The organism is Demequina aestuarii (assembly GCF_000975095.1).
In the GTDB taxonomy this organism is placed as follows: Bacteria; Actinomycetota; Actinomycetes; order Actinomycetales; family Demequinaceae; genus Demequina; species Demequina aestuarii.
The window spans coordinates 1,497,796-1,522,003 of sequence record NZ_BBRD01000001.1; the positions used below are offsets into that span (position 1 = coordinate 1,497,796).

Sequence of the window (24,208 nt, forward strand, 5' to 3'; positions counted from 1 at the left end):
GCGCGACTCGGGTGCGTCAGTGCCCCATGCCCAGACCGCCGTCGACCGGGATCACGGCACCGGAGACGTAGCCCGCGGCGTCTGATGCAAGGTACAGCGCAGCCGCCGCGACGTCATCGGTGCTGCCGAACCGCTTGGCGGGGATGTTCGCCTCGTACTGGGTGACGAGCTCCTCGCCCAGGTCGTCCGTCATGTCGGTCGTGATGAATCCGGGCGCGATCACGTTCGCAGTGATGCCGCGTGCGCCCACCTCACGGGTGATCGACCGCGCCATGCCCACGAGCGCCGCCTTCGATGCGGAGTAATTGACCTGCCCGGGATTGCCCAAGAGGCCCACGACAGAGCCGACCAGCACGATGCGCCCGAATCGCTGGCGCACCATGGACTGGGTCGCGCGCCGCACGCACCGGAACGTGCCCGTGAGGTTCACGTCCATCACCGTCTCGAAGTCCTCGTCCGACATGCGCATGAGGAGCCCGTCACGAGTGATGCCGGCATTGGCGACGAGCACCTCCACGCGGCCGTGACGCTCCTCGAGCGCATCGAACGCCGCATTGACGGCATCGGTGTCGGTGATGTCGGCGAGGGCACCGTCAACGCCCGCAGGCAGCTCGCCGCTGCGATGGATCGAGCTCACCGTGTACCCGGCGGAGACGAAGGATTCGGCGATCGCGCGGCCGATGCCGCGGTTCGCCCCGGTGACGAGGACGTGTCGAGTCATGGGCGACACGGTAGCGCGAATGGCCGCGACGGAGACGCACCCAGGCGCGTGCCGGGTCCGACTAGCATCGTGGGGTGCCCTCCGCCCGCCACCCCAGCGTGATGCGCATCGTCCTCACGATGGCGATCGCGCTGTCCGTCTCGGCCGTCGCCGTGATGCTCGGCTTCTGGCAGTACGGGCGTCACGTCGTGAGGGCCGATGCGGTCGCGGACTTCGAGGCGGCCGCGCACCTCGATCCTGTTGAGGTGGGCGACGTGGTGACCGACGGCTCGACGGTTCTCCCTGAGGGCGCCGAATGGCGGACGGTCAGCGCCACCGGCACGTTCGACCCGGACTCGCTGACAGTACTGCGCACGCGTCCCGTGGACGGCACTCCCGCGTGGCAGTACCTGGCGTGGCTCGACACGGACGACGGCCGATCGTTCCTCGTCGACCTGGGCTGGATCCGCCAGCCGGGCCCCGCCGAGGACCCCGCGGCGCCGGACCTGGACACGCACGCATCGGTCACCATCACGGCGGTGGTGCGCGAGTGGGAACCCGATGACGGCAAGGGCGCGGGCGACAGCATCACGCGCATCACTCCCGCACAGCTGCCCGAGCCCGACGGCGATCCGATCCCGGGATACGGGATGCTGCGCGAGATCTGCGGCGTCGACGGCTGCGCGGAGACTCCGGTGGGCGCCCCTGTGCCCCTGCCGGAGCTGTCCGTGGGGCCTCACCTGTCCTACGCATGGCAGTGGTGGCTGTTCGCGGCGATGGCCCCCGCCGGTGGCGTGGTGCTGCTTCGCAGGGATCGTCAACTGGCGGACGGACGGGCTGCGGCCGTGCCGCCCCCGCGGGGCGGCGACTCTGCGCAGCCGCCTGGGCGGACCGACACGAGGATGCCGCCTGAGCCCGCTCGCGCATCGGCCGGACCGCGGAAGCGCCGCAGACGCCCCTCCGACGAGGAGATCGAGGACGCGCTGTAGAGCGCGCCGATCACGCGAGCGCGATGAGGTCCCGGTACGCGTCGTTCCACAGATCCTCATCGGCGTCGGGCAGCAGCAGCACGCGCTCGGGCTCGAGCGCCTCCGCGGCTCCCTCGTCGTGCGTGACAAGCACCACCGCGCCTTCGTAGGAGTTGAGTGCGTGCAGGATCTCGGCTCGAGACGCCGGGTCCAAGTTGTTGGTGGGCTCGTCGAGCAGCAGCACGTTCGCCTGGCTTACGACCAGCGTCGCGAGCGCCAGACGGGTCTTCTCGCCGCCGGACAGCACGCGCGCGGGCTTATCCGCATCGTCCCCGCTGAACAGGAACGATCCGAGCACCTTGCGCACCTCGGTCTCACCCAGGTCGGGCGCGGCATGGGCCATGTTCTCCCCGACGGTCGCGTCCATGTCGAGCATGTCGTGCTCCTGGGCGTAGTACCCGAGCTTGAGTCCGTGACCTGCCTCGATGTAGCCGGTGTCGGGAGTCTCGACACCGCTGAGCAGGCGCAGGAGCGTGGTCTTGCCTGCGCCGTTGAGCCCGAGCACCACCACCTTGGATCCACGGTCGATCGCGAGCTCGACGTCGGTGAAGACCTCGAGCGAGCCGTAGTACTTGGACAGCTCGTACGCGCGCAGCGGCGTCTTGCCGCACGGCGCGGGCGTGGGGAAGCGCAGCGAGGCGACCTTGTCGCTCTGGCGCGTGGTCTCCGTCTCCGCGAGCAGCCGTTCGGCGCGCTTGGCCATGTTCTGCGCGGCCACGGCCTTGGACGCCTTGGCGCGCATCTTGTCGGCCTGCGCGAGCAGCTCTCCGGCCTTCTTCTCTGCGTTGCGGCGCTCGCGGTGACGGCGCTTCTCATCGTCCTCGCGCTGCTGAAGGTAGAGGTCCCACCCCATCGCGTACTGGTCCATGACTCCCCGGTTCGCATCCAGGTGGAAGACCTTGTTCACCGTCGCGCGCACCAGCGTCACGTCGTGGGAGATCACGATCAATCCGCCCGCGTACTGGACCAGGAAGTCGCGCAGCCACGCGATCGAGTCCGCATCCAGGTGGTTCGTCGGCTCGTCGAGCAGCAGCGTCTCGGCCCCGGAGAACAGCACGCGCGCCAGCTCGACGCGGCGACGCTGGCCTCCCGACAGCACCCCGACCTCCTGGGCGAGGATCCGCTCATCCAGCCCCAGGTTGGCAGCGATGCGTGACGCCTCGGCCTCAGCGGCATAGCCACCCGCGGCACGGAACCGCTCCTCGAGCTTGGGGTACCGGTCCATCGCCTTGTCACGCACCGCGTCGTCCTCGCTGGCCATCGCCTGCTCGGCCTCGCGCATCTTGGAGGCGAGCCCTGCCAGGTCGCGCGCCGCGAGAATGCGATCCATGGCGAGCTGCTCGAGGTCACCGGTGCGCGGGTCCTGCGGCAGGTATCCCAGGAGTCCCTTGGTGACGACCTTGCCAGAGGAGGGAAGGCCCTCCCCGGCGAGGATCTTGGTGAGCGTGGTCTTCCCCGCTCCGTTGCGGCCCACCAGGCCGATGCGGTCGCCGGCGTTCACGTGGAACGACGTGGGGTGCAGCAGCACCCTGGCGCCGATGCGCATCTCGAGTTCCTGGGCGGCAATCAACGAATGTCCTTCCGGGGTGTCACGCGAATGTTGTGGGGTCTCCACAGAGAATCTGCACACGGCGGGATACCGATGTCCCCCGCCAGTAGCGTGTGCGCTTGGAAACCATTGTCCCAGAGGAGGGGAACCTCATGCACCGCCACCTGAACGGGCCCACCGTCGCCCTCGTCGCCGTCTTCGCGGCGTTCATCGCGGCCTCGACCGCCGTGCCCGAGGTCACTCTCGCGTTCGGCGTGCCGCTGTCGCTGCAGACGTTCGCCGTGGTGCTCGCCGCGCTGGCGCTTGGCCCGTGGCGCGCCGCGGCCGCGATGGCGCTGTACCTCGTGGTGGGGACCGCCGGCGCACCCATCTTCGCCAACTTCCGCGGCGGCCCCAGCGTGTTCGCGGGCCCCACGGGTGGATACCTGGTGGGAATGCTGGCCGCCACCGTCATCGTGGGCGCGCTGGTGGCGTGGCGCCGCCGTCGCGGCCCTCTCACGTTCCTCTCACTGCTCGGACCCGGCCTCGTGTCGATACCGGTCATCTACGCCATCGGCGTCCCGTGGCTCGCGGCGCGCACCGGACTGCCCGTTCTGCCCCCCGCGGGCTGCGACAACCTCTGGACCGTGTCCGAGCAGTGCGCGAATGCGCTGACGGTGGGCGTGGTGCCGTTCCTGCCCGGGGACCTCGTCAAGGTGGCTCTCGCGGCGCTCGCCGCAGCCGTCATCCACCGCGCCTACCCCCAACTGATGCCAGCGCCCGCGCTCCAGGGCAAGGCGGTGAAGCGCGAAACCGCCGCGACCGCTTAGCCTTGACGCATGATCGAATTCAAGGACGCGGCTGTGGTCGCGCCCGATTCCGGCGTGCCGATCCTGGAACCGACCAGCCTCACGCTCACTGAACGTCACATCTCCATCGTCGGCGCCAACGGCGGCGGCAAGTCGACGCTGGTGCGACTCATCAACGGGCTGGTGTTGCCGTCGGAGGGCTCCGTCGAGGTCGAAGGGCTCGACGTGGCCAAACATGGGCCACGCGTGCGCCGCATGGTCGGGTTCCTGTTCACCGACCCGTCCGCGCAGCTCATCATGCCCACGGCGATCGAGGACGTGATGCTGTCGTTGCGGCGCACCATCAAGAACAAGCATGAGCGCACCGCCGCTGCCCTCGCTGCTCTCGAGGAGTTCGGCCTGGGCGACCGCGCCGACGTCTCCGTGAGCGCGCTGTCAGGAGGCCAGCGTCAGCTGCTGGCGATGGCGGGGGTGCTGGCGGTGACGCCGCGCGTGCTCGTGGCCGATGAGCCGACGACCCTGCTCGACCTGCGGTGGCGCGCGCACATCGGCTCGCTGCTGCGTTCGCTCCCGGTCCAGCTCATCGAGGTGACGCACGACCTCGACTCCGCAGCCAGGGCCGAGCGCACTCTCGTGATCGACGAAGGGTCCGTCGCGTTCGACGGCTCCCCCGTCGAGGCCGTCGCCTACTACCGGGACCTCATGTTCGGTCGTGTGCGGAGGGACTCCGCGTGATCTCGATGCTCGGCCTCTATCGGCCGCGCCGCACGCCTCTGCACTCCGCACCGGCGTGGTTCAAGGTGCTGATGCTCGTGACCCTCGCGATCGTGACCGTCGCCATCGGCGACCCCGTCACGTCCGTGGGCATCATGTGCGCGTGCCTGCTGCTGCTGATCAGCACTGAGCCGCCGCCGCGAGCGACCCTGCTCGCGCTGCTGGGCACGGCCATCGTCGCTGCGCTGAGCTCTGGCCTTCACCTGTGGCGCGGAGACTACGCGCGGGCGATCGACATCTCCGCCGACCTCATCGGCATCGTCGCGCTGGCGCTGGCGGTCACGTGTTCGACATCGATGGAGGCCATGCTCGACTTCGTATCGTGGGCGGCACGACCCATCCGGTTCCTGCTGCCCCCGGAGACGCTCGGCCTGATGTTCGCACTCATGCTGCGCGCGCTGCCCGAGGTGGCGCGGATGTACCTCGAATCGCGTCAGGCGGCGCGAGCACGAGGGCTGGACCGCTCGATCCGCGCGATCGTGTTCCCCACGACGACCCGGACGGTGGGCTTCTCCCTGCAGCTGGGGCAGGCGCTCCATGCGCGAGGCATCGCCGAGGAAGCGCGCGAGAAGCGTCAGTCACGCGCTGCGAAGGCAGCCGAAGCGCGCGTCCTGAAGAGGGCCAAGAAGCTTGCCAAGGACGACCCGGCGGCGGCCGCGCGTGGAGGCGCACCCGCATCGGCCGGGGAGCCGATGTCGCGCGAGGACGCCTTCGACCTGCTGTCCGCCGCCCCGCCGGGTGACGCCCCGCAGAGCGACCGCGCCTAGCCCTCTTGCCGAACGCGTCTTCACTGGAGCGACCATGACTACGACACCATTCGACGCCGTCCCCTTCGAGCTCACGCCGTCGCCGGGCTCCACGTGGACCGTGGGCGCGAGCGGCCACGAGATCAAGGTCGACGCTCTCCCCCACTCGGACATCTTCGTCGACCCCGCCGGCGCAGGCGTCTCGAACGCGGCCACCCTCATGAACGCCGTCACGCTACTCGGAGCCCCACCCGAGGGTGACTTCCGGCTCAGCGCACGGGTCACTGTCGACTTCCGCTCGACCTTCGACGCCGGCACGTTGATGCTGTGGTGGAGCGAGCAGTATTGGGCGAAGCTGTGCTTCGAGTACTCGCCAGACGGCGACGCCATGGTGGTGTCCGTCGTCAACCGCCTGGTGGCAGACGACGCGAACTCGTTCGCCGTCGACGGCGACCAGGTATGGCTGCGGGTGTCACGGGTCGGCGACGTCTTCGCATATCACGCGTCCACCGACGGCGCCACGTGGTCGTTCGTCAGGGTGTTCGTCGTTGACGCAGCGGGCCTCTCACCGCGGGTCGGCTTCGAAGCCCAGTCCCCCACGGGCGAAGGCTGCCGCGTCACGTTCGACGAGGTCGCCTTCGACACCGTGAGCCTCACGGACCTGCGTGACGGCTCGTAGGGGACGCGTCTGGCGCGGCCGCCTCGAAGTCAGACGTTGAAGCCGAGCGCCCGCAGCTGATCGCGGCCGTCGTCGGTGATCTTGTCGGGGCCCCACGGCGGCATCCACACCCAGTTGATGCGGAAGCCGTCGACGATGCCCTCCAGCGCCTGGCCGGTCTGATCCTCGAGCACGTCCGTCAGCGGGCAGGCCGCCGAGGTGAGCGTCATGTCGATGACGGCGTGCTGGTTCTCGTCGAGCGAGACGCCGTAGACGAGGCCCAGATCGACGACGTTGATGCCCAGCTCGGGATCGATCACGTCGCGCATGGCCTCTTCGACGTCCGCCGCGTTCGCAGGGGTCTTGGTCTCGGTCATGATTCGTCCTTTCGTGCCTGGATCACAGCGTCCTTGAACGCCATCCACCCCAGCATGGCGCACTTGATGCGCGCCGGGTATTTGCCCACCCCGACGAACGCTGTCGCGTCGCCGAGAAGGTCTTCTTTGTCGTCGTCCAGGGGTTCACCTTTGGACTGCATCAGCTCACGGAAGGCATCCATGGTGCGGTCGGCCTCGGCCAGGCGCTCGCCCTCAACGAGCTCGTGCAGCACCGACACGGACGCCTGAGAGATCGAACATCCCTGGCCCTCCCACGACAACGAGGAGATGCGGTCGCCGTCGAGGCCCACCCGCAGGCGGATCTCGTCGCCACACGTGGTGTTGACCTGGTGGGACTCCCCCGACGCCGGCAGGTCGAGGTCCACGAGGCCGCGGCCGTGAGGTAGCCGCGCGTGGTCCATGATGACCTGCTGGTACATCTGCTCCAGTCCACTGGAGCCGCTCGTGCTGCTCATGCTCTCACTCCAAAGAATGCGGGGACGGTGGCGAGCGCCTCGACGAAGGCGCGAGCGTCGTCCGGGGTCGTGTACACGTGGGCGCTGGCGCGGGTCGAGCCAGTGAGTCCGAACCGGCGGTGCAAGGGCTGACCGCAGTGGTGCCCCACGCGCACCGCCACGCCCGCATCGTCGAGCACCTGGCCCACGTCGTGCGTGTGCACGCCGTCGACCGCCACCGCCGCGATCGCGATGACGTCTCGTGAGTCGGCGTCGCCGACCGGGCCGAGCAGGCGCACGCCAGGAATCTCGGCGACGCCGCCGCGCAGGATCGTGGCGATCTCGCGCTCATGAGCTTCGACCCGGTCCATGCCGATCTCCATCAGGTACCGGGCCGCCGCCCCCATGCCGATCGCCTGGGCGACGGGCTGTGTGCCCGCCTCGAAGCGCATCGGCGCCTCGAGCCACGAGGTCTCCTCCATGGTGACGGTCTTGACCGCTCCGCCGCCGAAGATGCTGGGCGGCAGCGCGTCGAGAAGCTCCTTGCGGCCATACAGCGCGCCGATGCCGGTGGGGCCGAGCATCTTGTGCGCGCTCAGCGCCATGAAGTCCACGTCGAGAGCGGCCACGTCCACGGGCAGGTGAGGCACTGACTGGCACCCGTCGAGCACGGTGAGGGCACCGACCGCCTTGGCGCGTGCCACCAGGGCGGCGACGGGCGAGATCAGTCCGGTGATGTTCGAGACGTGGGTGAACGCGAGCACCTTGGTGCGCTCGTTCACGTGGCTCTCAAGAGAGTCGAGGACCATCCGGCCGTCGTCGTCGACCGGGATCCATCGCAGGGTCGCGCCCGTGCGGGTCGCGAGCGCCTGCCACGGCACCAGGTTGGCGTGGTGCTCGGTCTCGGTGACGCAGATCTCGTCGCCGGGGCCGATGCGGAAGCGCTCGGCCTCGGCTCCGCCGATGCCGGCGGACGCGTTGCCGATCCCGCTGGCGACCAGGTTGAGGGCGGCCGTGGCGTTCTCGGCCCACACGATCTCGTCCTGGGACGCGCCCACCAGGGTCGCGACATCGGCGCGCGCTCCCTCGAACAGCGCAGTCGCCTCTTCCGCGAGCAGGTGCGCGCCGCGCTGCACGGCCGCATTGTGGAGCTCATAGAACTCCCGCTCCGCGTCCAGCACCACGCGTGGCTTCTGCGACGTCGCCCCCGAATCCAGGTACACGAGCGGCTTCCCGTTCCTGACCGTGCGGGCCAGGAGCGGGAAGTCGTCGCGCAGATCGGGGAGCAGCATCGGGATCCTTACGCGCTCGCCAGGAACCGGTCGTAGCCCTCGGCCTCGAGCTGCTCGGCGAGCTCGGGGCCACCCTCCTCGGCGATGCGTCCGTCCACGAACACGTGCACGAAGTCAGGCTTGATGTAACGGAGGATCCGCGTGTAGTGCGTGATCATCATGACGCCCAGGCCCGTGGTCTCCTTGACGCGGTTCACGCCTTCGGACACGATCCGCAGCGCATCCACGTCGAGGCCGGAGTCCGTCTCGTCGAGGATCGCGATCTTGGGCTGCAGGAGCTCCATCTGCAGGATCTCGTGGCGCTTCTTCTCGCCACCGGAGAAGCCCTCGTTGACGTTGCGCTCGGCGAACGCGGGGTCCATCCGGAGCTGCTCCATCGAGGCCTTCATGTCCTTCACCCAGTGGCGCAGCTTGGGGGCCTCACCGTCGAGCGCGGTCTTCGCGGTGCGCAGGAAGTTCGACACGGAGACGCCGGGGACCTCGACCGGGTACTGCATCGCGAGGAACAGACCCGCCTTGGCGCGCTCGTCGACGCTCATGTCGAGCACGTCCTCGCCGTCGAGCAGGACCTCGCCCTCGGTGATCTGGTACTTGGGGTGTCCGGCGACCGAGTAGGCCAGCGTGGACTTGCCCGAGCCGTTGGGGCCCATGATCGCGTGGGTCTCACCGGACTTGATGGTGAGGTCCACGCCCTTCAGGATCTCCTTGGTGCCCTCGGGCGTGTCCACGCTCACGTGGAGGTTCTTGATTTCCAGGGTGCTCATGTGATGCTCCAAACTCTTAAGAAGTCAGTGGGTTGTCGACGTCGACGAGCACGCGCTCGCCGTCGATGCGGACGGGGTAGGTGGCGACGGGGTCGATCGCGGGCAGCTCGTCGGGGACGCCGGTGCGCACATCGAAGCGGCTCCCGTGCGCCCAGCACTCGAGGTGGCAGCCGTCGACGTCGCCCTCGCCGAGCGGGACCTCGCCGTGCGTGCACATGCCGCCGATGGCGTAGAAGTCGCCGTCATCGGTTCGGACGATCGCGACCGGCGTGTCGGTGCCGTCCGCCAGCGTGAGGTCGGTCTGCATCGCGGTGCCCGGCTCCAGGGCCGTCGCGTCGCACGCGAACTGCTCAGCCATGGGCGTCCTCGGACAGTTCCTCGTTGACGTGCTCCAGCTCGAGCTCGATCGCATCCATGAGGCCCTGCTCGACCTCGGGCACGCCGATCTCCTGGACCAGGTCCGCGAAGAAGCCGCGGACGACGAGCTTGCGCGCGAGGTCCTCGGAGATGCCGCGCGAGCGCAGGTAGAACATCTGCTCGTCGTCGAACCGGCCGGTCGCGGACGCGTGGCCCGCTCCCTCGATCTCTCCGGTCTCGATCTCCAGGTTCGGCACCGAGTCGGCGCGAGCGCCGTCGGAGAGCACCAGGTTGCGGTTGAGTTCGTACGTGTCGGTGCCCTCGGCCTCCTTGCGGATCAGCACGTCGCCGATCCACACGGTGCGGGCCGTGGCCCCCGCGAGCGCTCCCTTGTAGGTGACGCGCGAGGTGCAGCGCGGCACCGCGTGGTCCACGAACAGCTGGTGCTCCTGGTGCTGACCGGCGTCGGCGAAGTACAGGCCGAACAGGTCGACCCTGGCGCCTTCGCCGGCGAAGGCGACGGACGTGTTGAGACGGACCACCTTGCCGCCCAGCGTGACGACGGAGCCGCGCAGGCGCGAGTCGCGGCCCAGGCGGGCGACGACCTCTCCCGCGTGCACCGCATCGGCGTCCCACATCTGGAGCAGGACGAGCTTGAGGCCAGCGTTCGCACCGAGGTCCACCGAGACGAACTCGGAGTACGTCGCGGAGCCCTTGCGCTCGATGACGACCGCAGCCTCAGAGTTCGTGCCTGCCTCGACCAGGAGGTGGCCGCGTGCGTCGGCGCCGTTTCCGGTCACCGTGATGGTGATGGGCTCGTCGACGATGGTGCCCGGCGCGATCGCCAGCACCTTCGCTCCGCCGGAGTGAGCGGCGGCGACGGCCGATGCGCGGTCGCCCGGGGCGCGGACGGAGCGCTCACGCGCGCTCGCCACGTCCAGGTCGGTCAGCGTGACGCCCTCGGGGAGGTCGGGGACGCTCCAGTCGAGGGTGCCCCCCGCTTCGACGTCCGCGAGGACGGGCGCGAGGTCGCGGACGGCAGAGAACCGCCAGTCCTCCTCGCGCCCGGTCGGCATCGCGAACGCATCCACGTCGAACGACGTGGGGCGGTCGGCGCGCGACGCGTCGGGGGTGGGAGCGGCCAGGCCGTGCGAGTGCGCGGCGTCGGACGTGGCTCGGGTGTGATCAGTGACGGTCAACCGACGGATCCTTCCATCTGCAGTTCGATGAGGCGGTTCAATTCGAGCGCGTACTCCATGGGCAGCTCGCGCGCGATGGGCTCGACGAACCCGCGCACGATCATGGCCATGGCCTCGGTCTCGGTCATGCCTCGGGACATCAGGTAGAACAGCTGGTCCTCGGACACCTTCGAGACGGAGGCCTCGTGGCCCATGCTGACGTCGTCCTCACGCACGTCCACATACGGGTAGGTGTCGGACCGGCTGATCTGGTCGACGAGCAGCGCGTCGCACAGCACGTTGGACTTGGAGCCCTTGGCGCCCTCAAGCACCTGCACGAGACCGCGGTAGCTCGTGCGGCCGCCGCCGCGCGCGACCGACTTGGAGACGATCGAACTCGACGTCTTCGGCGCGGCGTGCACCATCTTGGCGCCAGCGTCCTGGTGCTGGCCCTCGCCTGCGAACGCGATCGACAGCGTCTCGCCTCGAGCGTGCTCGCCGAGCAGCCAGATAGCCGGGTACTTCATGGTGACCTTCGAGCCGATGTTGCCGTCGACCCACTCCATGGTGGCGCCCTCGGCGGCCGTGGCGCGCTTGGTGACGAGGTTGTACACGTTGTTCGACCAGTTCTGGATGGTCGTGTAGCGCACGCGGGCGTTCTTCTTCACGATGATCTCGACCACGGCCGAGTGCAGCGAGTCCGATGTGTAGATCGGCGCGGTGCAGCCCTCGACGTAGTGCACGTACGAGCCCTCGTCCGCGATGATCAGCGTGCGCTCGAACTGGCCCATGTTCTCCGTGTTGATGCGGAAGTAGGCCTGCAGCGGGATGTCGACGTGCACGCCCGGGGGGACGTAGACGAACGAGCCACCCGACCACACAGCCGTGTTGAGCGCGGCGAACTTGTTGTCGCCGGCCGGGATCACCGTGCCGAAGTACTGCTCGAACAGTTCCGGGTGCTCCTTGAGCGCAGTGTCGGTGTCCATGAAGATGACGCCCTGCTCCTCCAGGTCCTCACGGATCTGGTGGTAGACGACCTCGGACTCGTACTGCGCCGCGACGCCGGAGACCAGGCGCTGCTTCTCGGCCTCGGGGATGCCGAGCTTGTCGTAGGTGCGCTTGATGTCCTCGGGCAGGTCCTCCCAGCTGGTGGCCTGCTTCTCGGTCGAGCGCACGAAGTACTTGATGTTGTCGAAGTGGATGCCGGAGAGGTCGGAGCCCCAGTGCGGCATCGGCTTCTTGCCGAAGAGCTTGTAGCCCTTGAGACGCTGATTCAGCATCCACTCCGGCTCGTCCTTCAGCGACGAGATGTTGCGCACGACGTCGTCGGAGATGCCCCGCGCCGCGATGGCACCAGCACTATCGGAATCGTGCCAGCCGAACTCGTAAGAGCCGATCGAGTCGATGATCTCCTCGTCGGTCTGCGCGGGAGCCTTATCGGTGGGAGTGCTCATAGTCATCCTTCCTTGGCCGCCGCTGTCGCGACGGGGATGGTCGTGGTGCACACATGGGCGCCGCCTGCCAGAGTGGACAGGCGCTGGACGTGGACGTCGAGGATGCGGGAGAAGACCCGGGTCTCCGCCTCGCACCACTCGGGGGCTTCCTCGGCGATGGACTGGATGGGGCAGTGCCCCTGACACAGCTGAACGGTGTAGCCACCGGGACCGGGCCGCACCGACGTGGCGAAGCCCTTGTCCGCGAGCGCATCCGACAGCGCGGCGACCCGCTCCGACATGGGGGCGTCGGCAGGTACGGCCGCCTCGAGCGCTGTCTCGAGATCGGCCATCCTGGCCTCCACGAACTGCTCGAGCTGGCCGTTCTCACGCATGAACGTCATGGCGTCGACCGCCACGGACGTGTACGCCGTCGCGAGCGACTGCTGACCTTCCGTCGTCGCGACGTAGGACTTGGACGGGCGACCCCGTCCTCGCGCATGGTGGCCAGCTGGCTCGTGCTCGGTGATGAGCCCGTCGAGACCGAGCGCCGCGAGGTGGCGGCGGACCCCCGCCGGGGTGACGCCGAGTTCGTCCGCGAGGGTCGATGCAGTGATCGGCCCAGCGGAGGCGATCAGGCCGAGGACGCGGTCACGCGTGGTGTCGTTGCCGATGGTGCCCTCCTTCTGGTCTCGTGCTTAGACAACAGTCTTGTTGCTCAATTCGTTCCCGGCAAGCAAGGACGACCTAACCTGAGCCCGCATCCGCGTCGCCGAGCGGCGCCCGGTGGCGGGAATGGCGGGGCGCGCGATCTAGGATTGGTGCGTGCTGTCCCGCCTCGTTCACGCCCTGCGCTCCGCCCTGACGTGGGTACTCGACCTCGTGTCCCGACACGGGCGTGGCTTCACCATCGCGAACATCCTGGCGCAAGCCGGCATCATCGTGACCGGCGGCGTGGTGCGGCTCACCGGTTCCGGCCTCGGGTGCTCCACGTGGCCCCAGTGCGAACCCGGCAGCTTCACTCCCGAGTTCCACACCGAGAACTGGCTCCATCCTGCCGTCGAGTTCGGCAATCGCCTGCTGACGTTCGTGCTCGTGATCGTCGCTCTCGGCGTCGCGATCGCGATCTGGCGCAACCGTCCTGACATGAAGTGGCTCGGTCTGGTGCCCGGCGTCGGCGTGATCCTGCAGGCGGTCGTGGGCGGCATCACTGTGCTCGTCGAACTGCACCCGCTGGTGGTGGCCCCTCACCTGCTGCTCTCCGCACTGCTGGTCTGGTACTCCGTGTGGCTCGCGCTGCGATACCGCCGCGCGCCCCGGCGGGCGGGCCGACCGATGCGGTGGCCGCTTCGCCTCTCCTCGTTCCTGCTCGTGGTGCTGCTCATCCTTGGTGCGCTCACCACAGGCGCCGGCCCGCACTCCGGAGATGCCGACGCCACCGAGCGGCTGGCGCTCGATCCTGCCATGATCGCTCGGGCTCACGCTCTCGCGGTGTGGGCGTTCGTCGCATGCCTCGCGTGGATCGCTTGGCGTGTCCGTGGAGACGTCTCCGCCAACGGCCGCGACGAGGTGCGCCGCGCGTGGGTGGTGCTGGCGGTCGTCACGCTCGCGCAGGGGGGCATCGGCTACGCGCAGTACTTCACTGGGCTGCCCGAGGCGCTCGTGGGGCTTCACCTGGTCGGTGTGGGCGCGCTCACCGCGGCTCACTCCGCGATGCACTACCTGCTGAGCGCTCAGCGCTCGTCCGTCACGGCCGCCTAGCAGCCGCTCACCGGGCGAGTCACCGCCTGAGGCGAGTGGCCTCCGGACGCATCCAGGGTGCATCGGGTGCACGCAGCGTCGCATAGCCGCTGCGGCGCGCGTGGTCGGCGGCGAGGAAGCCCGCCACGGCCGATGAGGCATGGATGCGTCCGTCCATGACGGCGTCCACGGCGTCGTCGAGCGCGACCCACGCACCGAGCATGTCCTGCTCCTCGTCGGTGCGCTCGTGACGCTCATCTGCGGGCACCTCGCCGATGCCCCGTGCCAGGAAGACGCGCACCGCCTCGGAACTCGACCCGCCGGACGGGTAGTAGTCCACGAGGGTGTGCCACACGGACGCCGTGAGATCGGCCTCCTCGTGCAGTTCGCGCCGCGCGGCGTCGACCGGCGCCTCTCCCGCGAGGTCGAGCAGTCCGGCCGGAGGCTCCCAGCACTCGGCGCTGACGGGGTGACGATACTGACGCACCAGGTAGACGCGGTCGGCCTCGTCCATCGCGATGATGACCACGGCGCCGGTGTGACGCAGGTAGTCCCGCGTCACCTCACCGGCGTCGCCAAGGTCCACCTCGTCGCTGGCGACGTTCCACACCTTGCCCTCGAACCGCTCGTGGGTCGCGAGCACGGGACGCTCGGCACGGAGATCGGCGAGCGCCTGGTCCGCCATCACGCAGTGGCGGGCGCTGTCGACGAAGCCGCTGCCGCCTCACGCACCTCGAGAGCCGCGCCGATGAGTCCGGCGAACAGCGGGTGCGCCTTCGTGGGCCGCGACAGGAACTCCGGGTGCGCCTGGGTCGAGATGTAGTACGGGTGCGTCTCGCGCGGAAGCTCGACGAACTCGACCAGCTCACGGTCGGGCGACTCCCCCGACACCACGAGACCGGCGTCCTCGAGCTGCTGGCGATAGGCGTTGTTCACCTCGTAGCGATGACGGTGACGCTCGCCCACGATGGTCGCCCCGTACGTGGCGGCCGCGACCGAGCCCTCCTTGAGGACGGCCTGGTACTCGCCCAGGCGCATCGTGCCGCCCATGTCGCCTTCACCGTCGATGAACTTGTGCTGCTCCTCCATGGTCGCCACCACGGGGTGCGCAGTGCCGGGGTCGAACTCGGAGCTCGACGCGCCCTCGAGGCCGAGCACGTTGCGCGCGTACTCCATCACCATCGTCTGGAGCCCCAGGCAGATACCCAGGGTGGGGACGCCGTTCTCGCGCGCCCAGCGCAGCGCTCCGATCTTGCCGTCGACCCCGCGCACGCCGAAGCCGCCGGGCACCAGCACGGCGTCCACGCCGCCCAGCGCCTTCTCGGCGCCCTCGGGCGACTGGCAGGTGTCGGAGGCCACCCAGCGGATGCTCACCTTCGCGCTGTGGTGGAAGCCGCCGGCACGCAGCGCCTCGCCCACGGACAGGTACGCATCGGGCAGGTCGACGTACTTGCCGACCAGTGCCACCTCGACCTGGTGCTGGGGGCGGTGCACGCGGTCGAGCACCTGCTGCCAGGCGCCCCACTCGACATCGTGGAACGGCAGGTTGAGACGCCGGACCACATAGGCGTCAAGGCCCTCGGAGTGCAGCACGCGCGGGATGTCGTAGATGCTGGGGGCGTCCTTGGCGGTCACGACCGCCTCGCCCTCCACGTCGCACATCAGCGCGATCTTGTTCTTCATCGCCTGCGGGATGTCGCGGTCGGCGCGGCACACGATCGCGTCGGGCTGGATGCCGATCGAGCGCAGCGCCGCCACGGAGTGCTGAGTGGGCTTGGTCTTCAACTCACCGGAAGGGCCGATGTACGGCACCAGCGAGACGTGCAGGAAGAACACGTTGTCGCGGCCCACGTCGTGCCGGATCTGGCGCGCGGCCTCGAGGAACGGCTGCGACTCGATGTCGCCGACAGTGCCACCCACCTCGGTGATGATGACGTCGCACTCGGGACCGGCCTGATCGCGCATGCGGCGCTTGATCTCGTCGGTGATGTGCGGGATCACCTGGACCGTGTCGCCCAGGTACTCGCCGCGCCGCTCCTTGGCGATCACCTGCGAGTACACCTGGCCGGTGGTCACGTTGGAACTCGCGGACAGTTTGACGTCCAGGAAGCGCTCGTAGTGTCCGATGTCCAGGTCGGTCTCGGCGCCGTCATCGGTGACGAAGACCTCGCCGTGCTGGAAGGGGTTCATGGTGCCCGGATCCACATTCAGATAGGGATCGAGCTTCTGCATCGTGACACGCAGTCCGCGCGAGCGCAGCAGGCGTCCCAGTGACGAGGCAGTAAGGCCCTTGCCGAGGGAGGACACAACGCCTCCCGTGACAAAGATGTGACGGGTGACATGGTCCGTGCCGGACGAGAATCGCGTTCGCTCCACGGGCTTCAACACTAACAGCGATTCAGGTCGCCGACATCGCGACAACGCCCGTCGACCGCGGATTCATCACGGCGTCGGGGGCACCAAGGTGCGCCCCTCCCCTGGCCCATAGTGACCCACCGACCCGGAAAAGGCCTGGGAGATCGCGAGTGGGACGGAGATCTGTCCATACCTGTCAGTGCCCTCCACGACTGTCGACACGACGGCCGATGCGTCCGGAGAGTTCTGCACGGCACTCGCCAGGTCTCCCGGCGCGTCTGGCCCAGTGGCCACCGCGACTCCGGGGGTGTACTCCGTGAGGACGACGGCGGTTGCGGCGAGGGTGTTCGACAGCTCCGCCCTGGCAGCCTCGTCGTCCGGGCCCGGGCCCGCGATGATGGCGAAGGACTCGATGGGCGCGGTGGTGGTGCCGGACACCAGTCCCGCCTCGACCAGCAGGTCGAGGAGCAGAGCCGAGCGCTCGGCAGCGTTCGCGGGGTCCGGGAAGTCGGTGCCCGCCAGATCGGCCTCGCCGGTGCCCGGCGGCAGCAGGCCTGGCATCAGGGCCTGGGCCAGGGCGTGCGACAGCACCATCGTCGGCGACGACGCGTCATCCACCCCGACCACGTTGGGTGCCATGGTGGACGCCAGCGACGAACGGAAGGCCGTCTGGTCGGGATCCGTCCAGGCATCCTCGATGACGATCTGGCCCGCCACGGTCGCTCCCGCCTGCACCAGCCGGTCGCGCACGCCGGCCGCGTCCTGCGACTCCGGCTCCGCGACCTCCACGGTGGCGACGGACACCCCCAGCAAGGTCTCCGACAGCAGCGAGGGGGCCGCCTCGTCGGTGAACTGCTGTGCGGTGGTGGTCTGCGCCTGCGCGGCCTCTGCATCGGCGCGAGCAGACGCTGACTCCTCCTCGAGAGCGGAGATCTGGTCCGACAGGTCGCCCACCAGCGCGTCCCGCATGGGCCCCGAGCCGAGCACGACGCCGATCGCGAGCGCGAGGAATACCGCGACGAGCGACACGACGTGGTAGCGGAAGTCCTTCATCATGTGCCACCGATCCACGACGTCGCCGCCGTCCACAGGTCAGCGACCCACGCACGCCCGGCGGGCGTGGAGGCGATCGCGACCGCCAAGGCAAGGAGTCCCGAGAGGACGAGCAGCGCCAGCGTCCAGGCCGAGTAGCGATGCCGGTACACCTGCGCGACGGCGGGCGCATCGACGATGCTCGTCCCGGCCTGAAGCCGCGCGAGGAACGTGCCAGAGGCGTCCGCCTGTGACGTGTCGAGATAGTCCTGAAGCGAAGACTCGACGCCGACGGTGACGATCACCGAGGCCCCGCCGGAGTGAGCCATCAGGATCGCGAGCGCGACGGAGGACAGTGCCGAGTCGGAGACGCTGTGGGCGAGGCCGAGCGCGTCGACTCGCGCCTGCCCCGACGCGCCCCCGCGAGGCTCGTGCAGCAGCACGCGGTCGGCTGACCGCAGCGCATCATCCCCTACGCCGTCGACGTCGCCGATGATCAGGTGCGGGGCCGATGCCAAGGCGAGGGTCGCATCGGCTGCCTCTCCGACCGCGATGAGGATCGGGCGATGGTCGCGGACGTAGCGGCGAATCGCGGTGAGCTGCTCGCGGTGACGGAGACCGGGCGCGATGATCACCACGTGACGACCGTCGAGGTCGAGCCCGACCTCCGGGAGACCCGCGCCGTCGAGGATCGTGTCCGCCTCGCGCTCGACATGGTCCATCGCGTTGGCGGTGAACGTCGCGAGCTGGACACGCAGGCCCTCCGTGGCGCCGACCATGGCCTCGGTCAGCACGTCGAGCGTGACACGCCTGCCCTCCGCAATGACCTCGCCGCCCACCAGGACCTGAGATCCGCTGATGGCCGCCTGCGCGCCGTCCTTCATGCCGAGGATGCCGCCGCCCACCTCGTCGATGAGCGGAATGTCCGCCTCGAGGAGCACGCGGGGGCCTCCCGTGGGGTACCGGCCGGAGATGGCGGACTGCACGTCGACCACGGCGGCAGGGCGCCGTGCGGCGAGGGCTTCGGCGGATTGCTGGTCGAGGTCGAGGATGTCGATGACGGCCACGTCTCCGGGGCGCAGACGGCGCAGCAGCGTTCTCACGCTCGGTTCGATGCGCAGAGCGCCGGTGACGGTGCCGTCGTCCCCGCTGGTCGTGCGGTCGGAACGGCTCATGCCGTCATCGTGCCACGGCGGAGCCCTCCAACAGCTCAAGCGCATGGGCGCGTGCCGTCGTCGAGTCCTCTTGGCCCGACAGCAGCCGTGCGATCTCCTGGACTCGGTCCTCTCCGGCGACGGCGCCCACCTGCGCGCGCGTCACGGCGCCGTCGGTGGACTTCGCCACCACCACGTGGGTGTCGGCGAAGGCAGCCACCTGGGCGAGGTGAGTGACGACGATGACTTGGTGCGTGCGCGCCAGCTGGGCCAACCGGTTGCCCACCGCCACTGCCGCCTTGCCACCCACGCCCGCGTCGACCTCGTCGAAGATGAACGTGCGGCCGGCCGCATCGGCCACGTGGTCGGCGCCGGCGAGCGACACCTCGATCGCGAGCATGATGCGCGACAGTTCGCCGCCGCTTGCCGCGTCCGCGACCGGCCGGTGAGGGGCACCGGGGTGAGACGCCAGCGTCATCGTCACGACGTCGGCGCCGTGGGCGGTCGGCTCCGTGCGCTCGACTGCAATGGCGATGTCCGCATCGGGCATGGCGAGACGCCCCAGCTCGTCACGCACCGCGCGAGCGAGCCGATCGCTGGCCGCAGCGCGCGCGTCGTGGAGAGTGGCGGCTGCGGACTCGAGGGCCGCGCGCGACCGTGCCTCGGCGTCGCGACGAGCCGCGAGAGTCTCGTCCCACGCGTCATCCTCCTCGACCCGAGGACGCGCGCTCTCGGCATACGCCAGCACGCCGTCGACGTCCGGCACCCCGATGCGACGCGTCAGAGTCGCGAGGTCGGACCTTCGCTGGTTGATCTCGTCGAGACGGCCCGGATCCGCATCGAGGCGATCAAGGTAGGAGGCGAGCTCGGCGCCCACGTCGGTGGCCCCATAGGAATAGTCGGCCAGCCGCTCCTCGAGCGCCGCGAGCGCGCCGTCATGCCTGGCAGCGTCTGCGAGAGCCCGTCGCGCGGCCTCGAGGGTCGCCACCACGGTGATCTCCTCTTCACCCGCGATCGCCTCGTAGGCGGCCGCAGCGCCCGTGCGGACGGCCTCGGCGTTCTCCAGGACTCCCGCCTCGGCGACGAGAGCCGCATCCTCGCCCGCCTCGGGGGCGAGCGCGTCGATGGCGGCGAGGTCGTCGCGCAGGCGCGCGACCTCCGCCCGCTCGGCGTCGGCCCCCTCCTGCATCCGTCGCAGGCGCTCAGCAGCCGTGAGCCACTCGTCCCACGCCGCCGTGTAGTCGCGACGCGCCTCGGCGATCAGGGCGCCGCCGTAGGCGTCGAGGGTGTCGCGCTGGCGGGCGGGCGAGCGCAGACGCACCTGATCCGACTGTCCGTGGACGGTCACCAGCTCCGCCGCGACCTCGCCCAGCAGAGTCTGCGGCACGGTACGACCGCCCATGATTGCCCTCGACCGCGTGGTGGCACCCACGGTCCGGGCCACCACCACGGATCCGTCCTCCTCGACGGCGACGCCGGCCTCGGCCAGGCGCTCGGCGAGCGCTCCGCTGGGCGGAACGTCGATGATCGCCTCCGCGACCGCGGCCTCGGCGCCCGTGCGCACCGTCGCGGGAACGGTCTTGGCGCCCAGGATGAGGCCCAGGCCCGTCAGCACCATGGTCTTGCCCGCGCCGGTCTCGCCAGTCACACAGGTCAGCCCCTGGCCGAACTCGAGACGCGCGGACTCGATGACGCCCAGGTCGGCGATCGTCAGCTCATGCAGCACGGTTCACCCGTCCTCATCGGGACCGCCGGCGCGCACGGGATCGGCCACCGGCGCTGCGTCAGGGTCATTCGCCCGCTGCTGAGAGTGGATCTCGTGACCGATCGGCGTCGGATAGGCGCGCTCGCCCCGCCACCCATCCGTGGGGAGGGAGAACTTGCGCACCAGCCGAGCGGTGAAGGGGTCGTCGGACATGCGGGCGAGCCGCACGCTGTGCTCGCCACGCCGAATGTCGACCACTGACCCGCGGCCTGCCTCGATGCTGGACGCACCATCGAGCACCACCTGTCCGGACGACTCCGAGCTGGGGACCACCTGAATCGCGAACGAGGAGGATGGCCCCACCACGAGAGGGCGAGCGAACAGCGCGTGCGCCGCGAGCGGGACGCACAGCAGCGCGTCCACGTCCGGCCACATCACCGGCCCACCGGCCGAGAAGGCGTGGGCCGTGGACCCCGTCGCCGTCGACACCACCACGCCGTCGCAGCCGAAGCTGGACAGCGGCTCGCCGTCGACGGCGAGCGTCACCTCGAGAGTGCGGAGCCGGTTCGCACGCTCGAGAGTCGCCTCGTTGAGCGCCCACCCCTCCTCGGCGGTGCCGTCAGCGCTGGTGACGGTCACGCGCAGCGTGCCGCGTTCCTCGACGGTGTAGTCACCATCCGCGAGGCGCTGAGCCGCGGTCGCGACGTCGTCTCGCTCGAGCTCCGCGAGGAACCCCACCCGTCCCAGGTTGACGCCGAGCAAGGGGATGTCGGTTCCGTGAGTCTTGCGTGCGGCGTGCAGCATCGTGCCGTCACCGCCGAGCACGATCGCGGCCTCGATGGGCGGCGACACCCCCGGCGTGAAGTCCGTGCAGCATTCGATGCCGGCCTGCGCCAGCACGCGCGCGACCTCCTCGCCCGCCTCGAGCGTCTCGGGGCGGTGCGGATTGGCGACGATCAGGATCCTGCGGGTCATGCGTCTTCCTTCACCTCGCGTGCGATGGCCTGCTCGAGGGTCTCGCCGTCGAGCACCGGACGCGCGTGCGCGTCGCGGGTCCTAGCCTGCCAGACGTACGAGCCCCAGATGAAGAACTCCACATTGCCCTGGGGGCCAGGCAGCGCGCTGCGTGCGACCCGGTGCAGCGCGAGGCCCGCATCGGACATGGCCTGCGCCACTCCTCGGACGGCCGATGCGCGCGCAGTGGACGAGGTGACGACGCCGCGCGCGCTCAGCTTGCCGCGGCCCACCTCGAATTGCGGCTTCACCATGAGCAGGAGGTCGGCCCCGCGTCCCGCAAACGCCACGAGCGCGGGGATGACGAGCGGCAGGGCGATGAACGACAGGTCGGCCACCACCAGGCCCACCCCGGCGCCGGGCGTGGTCGCGTCGAGATCGCGCACGTTGACGCCCTCGCGCACGGTCACTCGCGGGTCCTCACGGATCGTGGGTGCGAGCTGGTCATGGCCCACGTCGACGGCCAGCACGTGGGCCGCGCCCCGCTCGAGCAGCACCTGCGTGAAGCCGCCCGTCGAGGCGCCCGCATCGAGAGCGCGGCGTCCGTCCACCGACAAGCCGTCTGCGGCGCACACCTCGAGAGCGCCGATGAGCTTGTGGGCGGCGCGCGAGACATAGCGGCCCGCGTCGGGAGCCACGCCCAGCACAGCGTCGTCCGAAACCGGGTGCGCGGGCTTCGTCACCATGGTGCCGTCGACCGTGACCGCACCTGCGGTGATCAACTCTTGGGCGTGAGAGCGGGACCGGGCGAGCCCGCGCGCGTAGAGAGCGCGGTCGAGGCGCATGGAAGCCCCTCCTGCATCGATGTCGCTGACGCTCTGCGTGGTCTCTGTCGTCTTTGCTGCGCGGTGTCTCGACTGCGCTGCGAATCTACTGCGCTGCGAATCTACTGCTCTTCGCGCAAGCGCGTCGACAGCGAGTCCTGGATCTTGTCGAAGAACTCGGCCTGCTGGTCGAGGTCATCCGGGAGCTCCGTGACGGCGTTGAGCGCTTCTCGCACCTCTGGGGGGTACTTCACCTCACCGAGCGGCTCGCGCTGATCCTTGATCTCACCCATGGCTCGAGCGTACCTCCCGGCCGGGCGTGGACTCAACCGTCACCGTGGCACCGGCATCGGCCGCCTCCCACGCCGCCGCGCACGCAGCGCGCGCGCCGTCGAGACCGTCCGGCCCAGCGTCGTCCTCGTCGACGTGGAGCACTCCGCCCTCGATCCAGGCTGTCGCGCCGCGAACGCGCCACTTCTCGCCCTCGCGCTCGGGGCGCGGGTGCGCGACGGCCAGCGCTCCGAGGTCACGGCCGAGGAAGGACGGCCGATGCGAGGCCGGGGCCTCGATGGCCTCGCGCACCCCATCGACACCGGTCAGCACGTGGAGACCCGGCATTCCTGCGGCGCGACCTCCCTTGAGGTCGGTGTCGAGACGATCACCCACGACGAGGGGTCGCTCGGAGTCGGCCTTGGCGGCCGCCAAGCGGAACATCGCCGGCTCGGGCTTGCCTGCTCCGGGGGGTTCCACACCTGTCGCCGTCACCACCACGTTGACCAGTGCACCGTTGCCGGGCGCCACTCCGCGCTCGTTCGGGATCGTCAGGTCCTTGTTCGACGCGAAGTATCGCGCTCCCGCGCGGATCGCGTACGACGCCTCCGCCATATCGCGCCATGACACGTCGGGCGAGAAGCCCTGGACCACCGCATCGGGAGTGGGCTCGGCGGAATCGACGATGCGGTAGCCCGCCTGGCCGACGGCAGTCCGCAGCCCCACGCCTCCGACCACATACACGCTCGCGCCCGTGTCCAGAGACTCGCGCATGAGCGCCGCGACCGCCTGGGCCGCCGTCATCACCTCGTCGACGCTGGCAGGCATCCCCAGCTCGGTGAGGTGATCCGCCACGGTCTCCGGCTCACGAGACGCGTTGTTCGTCACGAACACCACACGCATGCCGGCCTCTCGCGCCGCCGCCAGGCCGGGCGGCGCAGACGGAATGGCGTGAGGCCCGCGATACGCGACACCGTCGAGGTCCACCAGCGCGGCGTCGTATGCGAGCGACAGCGGCTCGTCGCTTCCCAGAAGGTCGCATGGGGTCATCGGTCGCCCTCCTTGGACTCGTCGCTCTGCTCAGACGTCTCGTCACCGCCCGTGCGTTGCGCAGCGGGCGCATCGGCGCGCTCGGCGCGCTGGGAGGTCTGACCGGCCTCTTCGACGGCCGTCACGTGGCGGGGGTCGCCGTCGTCCTCCGATGCGTCGGCGCCGTCCGGGGACAGACCGTCTTCCTGTGCAGGCTCGGGCTCGTCGACGGGCACGGAGAGCTCGGCGACGTCATAGACGGTGACGTCGAACTCGACCTCGCCGTCGTCGTCCACGATCTCCAGGCGGCTCTCGAGCTCATCAGCGTCGGAGTCACGCCCAAGTGCACGGAGCACTGGCACCGAAGCCTCGTCGACGCGGATGCGCTGAGCCTCGTCCGTCACGGTGATGCGACGCAGGGCCACGAGTGCAGCCTCGGCATCGCCCAGATCAAGCCGTGCGCCTGCAGCGACAATCTCAAGTTCGGCCCGTGCGGCTGTCGGCAGCGAGGCGGCATCGTCACTGCGGGCGAGGTCGATGGCGCGCTCTGGCCGCCCGAGTCCACGCTCGCAGTCCGCCATGAGAGGCAGGTACTCGTGCGACCCGTTGAGACGTCGCACCGTGCGGAACTCGCGCAGCGCCTCGGTGAACCGGCCGGTCGCGTACGCCGCCAGGGCGTTCGCTTCACGGACCACATCCACACGGCCTCCTCGCTGCAACGCCACCTGGGCGTGCCGGTACGCGAGTTCCGGGTCGAGCTCGATCAGCGCGCCCGCCATGATCAGATGACGGCCCACGTCCTCGGCGTTGTCCTTGCTCAGCGTGCGCAGACGTTGGCGCACCTCACGATCGAGCTGCCCGAACTGGATCTCATCGGGAATCTCCGGCGCATCCACCGCGGGCCGTTGCATCGAACGGTCGCCACGACGCGAACCGTCATCGCGCTCGGAGCGACGATCGTCACGTCGCACCGCATCGCGGCCACCCGGCCTGCCTCCGGAGCCACCCGACGGCGGCCGTCCCGCTCTGTCCGGACGCCCCCGGGA

26 protein-coding genes and 1 pseudogene are annotated in these 24,208 nt (G+C 69.7%); 6 read left to right on the forward strand and 21 right to left on the reverse strand.

The genetic code is table 11. The features are described 5' to 3' along the window. Positions 1-16: 16 nt before the first annotated feature. On the reverse strand, positions 17-721 hold the full coding sequence (gene fabG / locus AOP72_RS07030) for a 3-oxoacyl-ACP reductase FabG (RefSeq protein ID WP_062134246.1): 705 nt from the start codon (positions 719-721) through the stop codon (positions 17-19). Between the two features lie 74 nt (positions 722-795). Here fabG and AOP72_RS07035 point away from each other — a divergent pair, with 74 nt between their 5' ends. Beyond that, the gene (locus tag AOP72_RS07035; protein ID WP_152650281.1) at positions 796-1,689 is read left to right on the forward strand and encodes an SURF1 family protein; all 894 of its coding nucleotides are present in this window, start codon (positions 796-798) and stop codon (positions 1,687-1,689) included. Positions 1,690-1,699: 10 nt separating this feature from the next. Here AOP72_RS07035 and AOP72_RS07040 read toward each other — a convergent pair whose 3' ends face one another. Further along, positions 1,700-3,274: an ABC-F family ATP-binding cassette domain-containing protein gene (locus AOP72_RS07040; protein ID WP_202965673.1), complete on the reverse strand. Its 1,575-nt coding sequence runs from the start codon at positions 3,272-3,274 to the stop codon at positions 1,700-1,702. 122 nt (positions 3,275-3,396) lie between these two features. Between AOP72_RS07040 and AOP72_RS07045 the strand changes: the two genes are divergently transcribed. The 4 genes from AOP72_RS07045 to AOP72_RS07060 are packed head-to-tail and all read left to right on the forward strand — an operon-like array spanning position 3,397 to position 6,264. After that, the gene (locus AOP72_RS07045) at positions 3,397-4,086 is read left to right on the forward strand and encodes a biotin transporter BioY (protein ID WP_152650282.1); all 690 of its coding nucleotides are present in this window, start codon (positions 3,397-3,399) and stop codon (positions 4,084-4,086) included. Positions 4,087-4,095: 9 nt separating this feature from the next. Continuing rightward, positions 4,096-4,800, forward strand: coding sequence for an energy-coupling factor ABC transporter ATP-binding protein (locus AOP72_RS07050; protein ID WP_062134256.1), 705 nt, complete (start codon positions 4,096-4,098; stop codon positions 4,798-4,800). Then, on the forward strand, positions 4,797-5,606 hold the full coding sequence (locus tag AOP72_RS07055) for an energy-coupling factor transporter transmembrane component T family protein (RefSeq protein WP_062134259.1): 810 nt from the start codon (positions 4,797-4,799) through the stop codon (positions 5,604-5,606). The genes AOP72_RS07050 and AOP72_RS07055 overlap by 4 nt, the downstream gene beginning before the upstream one ends. 34 nt (positions 5,607-5,640) lie before the next feature. Beyond that, positions 5,641-6,264 carry a DUF1349 domain-containing protein gene (locus AOP72_RS07060; protein ID WP_062134262.1) on the forward strand — a complete coding sequence of 208 codons (624 nt, stop codon included), beginning with the start codon at positions 5,641-5,643 and terminating at the stop codon, positions 6,262-6,264. A gap of 29 nt (positions 6,265-6,293) precedes the next feature. On the opposite strand, the gene AOP72_RS07065 is transcribed toward AOP72_RS07060, so the two are convergent. The 9 genes and pseudogenes from AOP72_RS07065 to AOP72_RS13885 all read right to left on the reverse strand — a co-directional run. After that, positions 6,294-6,620, reverse strand: a complete 327-nt coding sequence (locus AOP72_RS07065; RefSeq protein WP_062134265.1) for a metal-sulfur cluster assembly factor — start codon at positions 6,618-6,620, stop codon at positions 6,294-6,296. Beyond that, entirely contained in the window at positions 6,617-7,096 is a 480-nt protein-coding gene (gene sufU, locus AOP72_RS07070; RefSeq protein ID WP_193746377.1) for a Fe-S cluster assembly sulfur transfer protein SufU, read from the reverse strand. The genes AOP72_RS07065 and sufU overlap by 4 nt, the downstream gene beginning before the upstream one ends. Beyond that, a complete protein-coding gene (locus tag AOP72_RS07075; protein ID WP_062134268.1) occupies positions 7,093-8,367 on the reverse strand; it encodes a SufS family cysteine desulfurase in 1,275 nt (424 codons plus the stop codon). Before AOP72_RS07075 ends, sufU begins: the two co-directional genes overlap by 4 nt. Before the next feature lie 8 nt (positions 8,368-8,375). After that, entirely contained in the window at positions 8,376-9,131 is a 756-nt protein-coding gene (sufC, locus tag AOP72_RS07080) for a Fe-S cluster assembly ATPase SufC (RefSeq protein ID WP_062134271.1), read from the reverse strand. Positions 9,132-9,147: 16 nt separating this feature from the next. Further along, positions 9,148-9,489, reverse strand: coding sequence for a Rieske (2Fe-2S) protein (locus AOP72_RS07085; RefSeq protein ID WP_062134274.1), 342 nt, complete (start codon positions 9,487-9,489; stop codon positions 9,148-9,150). After that, positions 9,482-10,687: a Fe-S cluster assembly protein SufD gene (sufD, locus tag AOP72_RS07090; protein WP_238581633.1), complete on the reverse strand. Its 1,206-nt coding sequence runs from the start codon at positions 10,685-10,687 to the stop codon at positions 9,482-9,484. Before sufD ends, AOP72_RS07085 begins: the two co-directional genes overlap by 8 nt. After that, the gene (gene sufB / locus AOP72_RS07095) at positions 10,684-12,126 is read right to left on the reverse strand and encodes a Fe-S cluster assembly protein SufB (protein WP_193746378.1); all 1,443 of its coding nucleotides are present in this window, start codon (positions 12,124-12,126) and stop codon (positions 10,684-10,686) included. The genes sufD and sufB overlap by 4 nt, the downstream gene beginning before the upstream one ends. Then, complete coding sequence (locus AOP72_RS13790; protein WP_238581634.1) at positions 12,123-12,503, reverse strand: helix-turn-helix transcriptional regulator; 381 nt, start codon at positions 12,501-12,503, stop codon at positions 12,123-12,125. The genes sufB and AOP72_RS13790 overlap by 4 nt, the downstream gene beginning before the upstream one ends. Positions 12,504-12,605: 102 nt before the next feature. Then, a pseudogene (locus AOP72_RS13885) lies at positions 12,606-12,773 on the reverse strand (helix-turn-helix domain-containing protein); the annotation flags it as partial. A 151-nt stretch (positions 12,774-12,924) separates the two neighbouring features. Between AOP72_RS13885 and AOP72_RS07105 the strand changes: the two are divergent. Then, positions 12,925-13,860: a COX15/CtaA family protein gene (locus tag AOP72_RS07105; protein WP_062134285.1), complete on the forward strand. Its 936-nt coding sequence runs from the start codon at positions 12,925-12,927 to the stop codon at positions 13,858-13,860. 19 nt (positions 13,861-13,879) lie between these two features. Here the strand turns inward: AOP72_RS07105 and AOP72_RS07110 are convergent, their stop codons facing one another. From AOP72_RS07110 to AOP72_RS07150, 10 genes are all read right to left on the reverse strand, one after another. Then, on the reverse strand, positions 13,880-14,524 hold the full coding sequence (locus AOP72_RS07110; RefSeq protein ID WP_062134288.1) for an NUDIX domain-containing protein: 645 nt from the start codon (positions 14,522-14,524) through the stop codon (positions 13,880-13,882). Continuing rightward, a complete protein-coding gene (pyrG, locus tag AOP72_RS07115) occupies positions 14,524-16,215 on the reverse strand; it encodes a CTP synthase (RefSeq protein WP_062134291.1) in 1,692 nt (563 codons plus the stop codon). The genes AOP72_RS07110 and pyrG overlap by 1 nt, the downstream gene beginning before the upstream one ends. 66 nt (positions 16,216-16,281) lie before the next feature. Continuing rightward, on the reverse strand, positions 16,282-17,250 hold the full coding sequence (locus AOP72_RS07120) for a copper transporter (protein ID WP_152650283.1): 969 nt from the start codon (positions 17,248-17,250) through the stop codon (positions 16,282-16,284). Beyond that, a complete protein-coding gene (steA, locus tag AOP72_RS07125) occupies positions 17,247-18,401 on the reverse strand; it encodes a putative cytokinetic ring protein SteA (protein WP_062134299.1) in 1,155 nt (384 codons plus the stop codon). Before steA ends, AOP72_RS07120 begins: the two co-directional genes overlap by 4 nt. Before the next feature lie 4 nt (positions 18,402-18,405). Further along, positions 18,406-20,106: a DNA repair protein RecN gene (recN, locus tag AOP72_RS07130; protein ID WP_062134301.1), complete on the reverse strand. Its 1,701-nt coding sequence runs from the start codon at positions 20,104-20,106 to the stop codon at positions 18,406-18,408. Between the two features lie 3 nt (positions 20,107-20,109). After that, complete coding sequence (locus AOP72_RS07135) at positions 20,110-21,060, reverse strand: NAD kinase (protein ID WP_062134304.1); 951 nt, start codon at positions 21,058-21,060, stop codon at positions 20,110-20,112. Further along, complete coding sequence (locus tag AOP72_RS07140) at positions 21,057-21,884, reverse strand: TlyA family RNA methyltransferase (RefSeq protein ID WP_084631473.1); 828 nt, start codon at positions 21,882-21,884, stop codon at positions 21,057-21,059. The genes AOP72_RS07135 and AOP72_RS07140 overlap by 4 nt, the downstream gene beginning before the upstream one ends. Positions 21,885-21,985: 101 nt before the next feature. Next, the gene (locus AOP72_RS13570) at positions 21,986-22,156 is read right to left on the reverse strand and encodes a hypothetical protein (protein WP_193746379.1); all 171 of its coding nucleotides are present in this window, start codon (positions 22,154-22,156) and stop codon (positions 21,986-21,988) included. Then, positions 22,149-23,183 (reverse strand): HAD-IIA family hydrolase, encoded by a 1,035-nt coding sequence (locus AOP72_RS07145; protein ID WP_062134306.1) that lies wholly within the window; start codon positions 23,181-23,183, stop codon positions 22,149-22,151. Before AOP72_RS07145 ends, AOP72_RS13570 begins: the two co-directional genes overlap by 8 nt. After that, on the reverse strand, positions 23,180-24,073 hold the full coding sequence (locus AOP72_RS07150; RefSeq protein ID WP_152650285.1) for a tetratricopeptide repeat protein: 894 nt from the start codon (positions 24,071-24,073) through the stop codon (positions 23,180-23,182). Before AOP72_RS07150 ends, AOP72_RS07145 begins: the two co-directional genes overlap by 4 nt. Between the last annotated feature and the right edge of the window lie 135 nt (positions 24,074-24,208).

Bases quoted from the DNA above. Each gene is read 5' to 3' on its own strand.
- fabG (WP_062134246.1), bottom strand. From the start codon at position 721: ATGACTCGACACGTCCTCGTCACCGGGGCGAACCGCGGCATCGGCCGC.
- AOP72_RS07040 (WP_202965673.1), bottom strand. From the start codon at position 3,274: ATGCGCATCGGCGCCAGGGTGCTGCTGCACCCCACGTCGTTCCACGTG.
- AOP72_RS07050 (WP_062134256.1), top strand. From the start codon at position 4,096: ATGATCGAATTCAAGGACGCGGCTGTGGTCGCGCCCGATTCCGGCGTG.
- AOP72_RS07060 (WP_062134262.1), top strand. From the start codon at position 5,641: ATGACTACGACACCATTCGACGCCGTCCCCTTCGAGCTCACGCCGTCG.
- AOP72_RS07065 (WP_062134265.1), bottom strand. From the start codon at position 6,620: ATGACCGAGACCAAGACCCCTGCGAACGCGGCGGACGTCGAAGAGGCC.
- sufU (WP_193746377.1), bottom strand. From the start codon at position 7,096: ATGAGCAGCACGAGCGGCTCCAGTGGACTGGAGCAGATGTACCAGCAG.
- AOP72_RS07075 (WP_062134268.1), bottom strand. From the start codon at position 8,367: ATGCTGCTCCCCGATCTGCGCGACGACTTCCCGCTCCTGGCCCGCACG.
- sufC (WP_062134271.1), bottom strand. From the start codon at position 9,131: ATGAGCACCCTGGAAATCAAGAACCTCCACGTGAGCGTGGACACGCCC.
- AOP72_RS07085 (WP_062134274.1), bottom strand. From the start codon at position 9,489: ATGGCTGAGCAGTTCGCGTGCGACGCGACGGCCCTGGAGCCGGGCACC.
- sufB (WP_193746378.1), bottom strand. From the start codon at position 12,126: ATGACTATGAGCACTCCCACCGATAAGGCTCCCGCGCAGACCGACGAG.
- AOP72_RS13790 (WP_238581634.1), bottom strand. From the start codon at position 12,503: ATGACGTTCATGCGTGAGAACGGCCAGCTCGAGCAGTTCGTGGAGGCC.
- AOP72_RS07110 (WP_062134288.1), bottom strand. From the start codon at position 14,524: ATGGCGGACCAGGCGCTCGCCGATCTCCGTGCCGAGCGTCCCGTGCTC.
- AOP72_RS07120 (WP_152650283.1), bottom strand. From the start codon at position 17,250: ATGATGAAGGACTTCCGCTACCACGTCGTGTCGCTCGTCGCGGTATTC.
- steA (WP_062134299.1), bottom strand. From the start codon at position 18,401: ATGAGCCGTTCCGACCGCACGACCAGCGGGGACGACGGCACCGTCACC.
- AOP72_RS07135 (WP_062134304.1), bottom strand. From the start codon at position 21,060: ATGACCCGCAGGATCCTGATCGTCGCCAATCCGCACCGCCCCGAGACG.
- AOP72_RS07140 (WP_084631473.1), bottom strand. From the start codon at position 21,884: ATGCGCCTCGACCGCGCTCTCTACGCGCGCGGGCTCGCCCGGTCCCGC.
- AOP72_RS13570 (WP_193746379.1), bottom strand. From the start codon at position 22,156: ATGGGTGAGATCAAGGATCAGCGCGAGCCGCTCGGTGAGGTGAAGTAC.
- AOP72_RS07145 (WP_062134306.1), bottom strand. From the start codon at position 23,183: ATGACCCCATGCGACCTTCTGGGAAGCGACGAGCCGCTGTCGCTCGCA.
- AOP72_RS07150 (WP_152650285.1), bottom strand. From the start codon at position 24,073: ATGCAACGGCCCGCGGTGGATGCGCCGGAGATTCCCGATGAGATCCAG.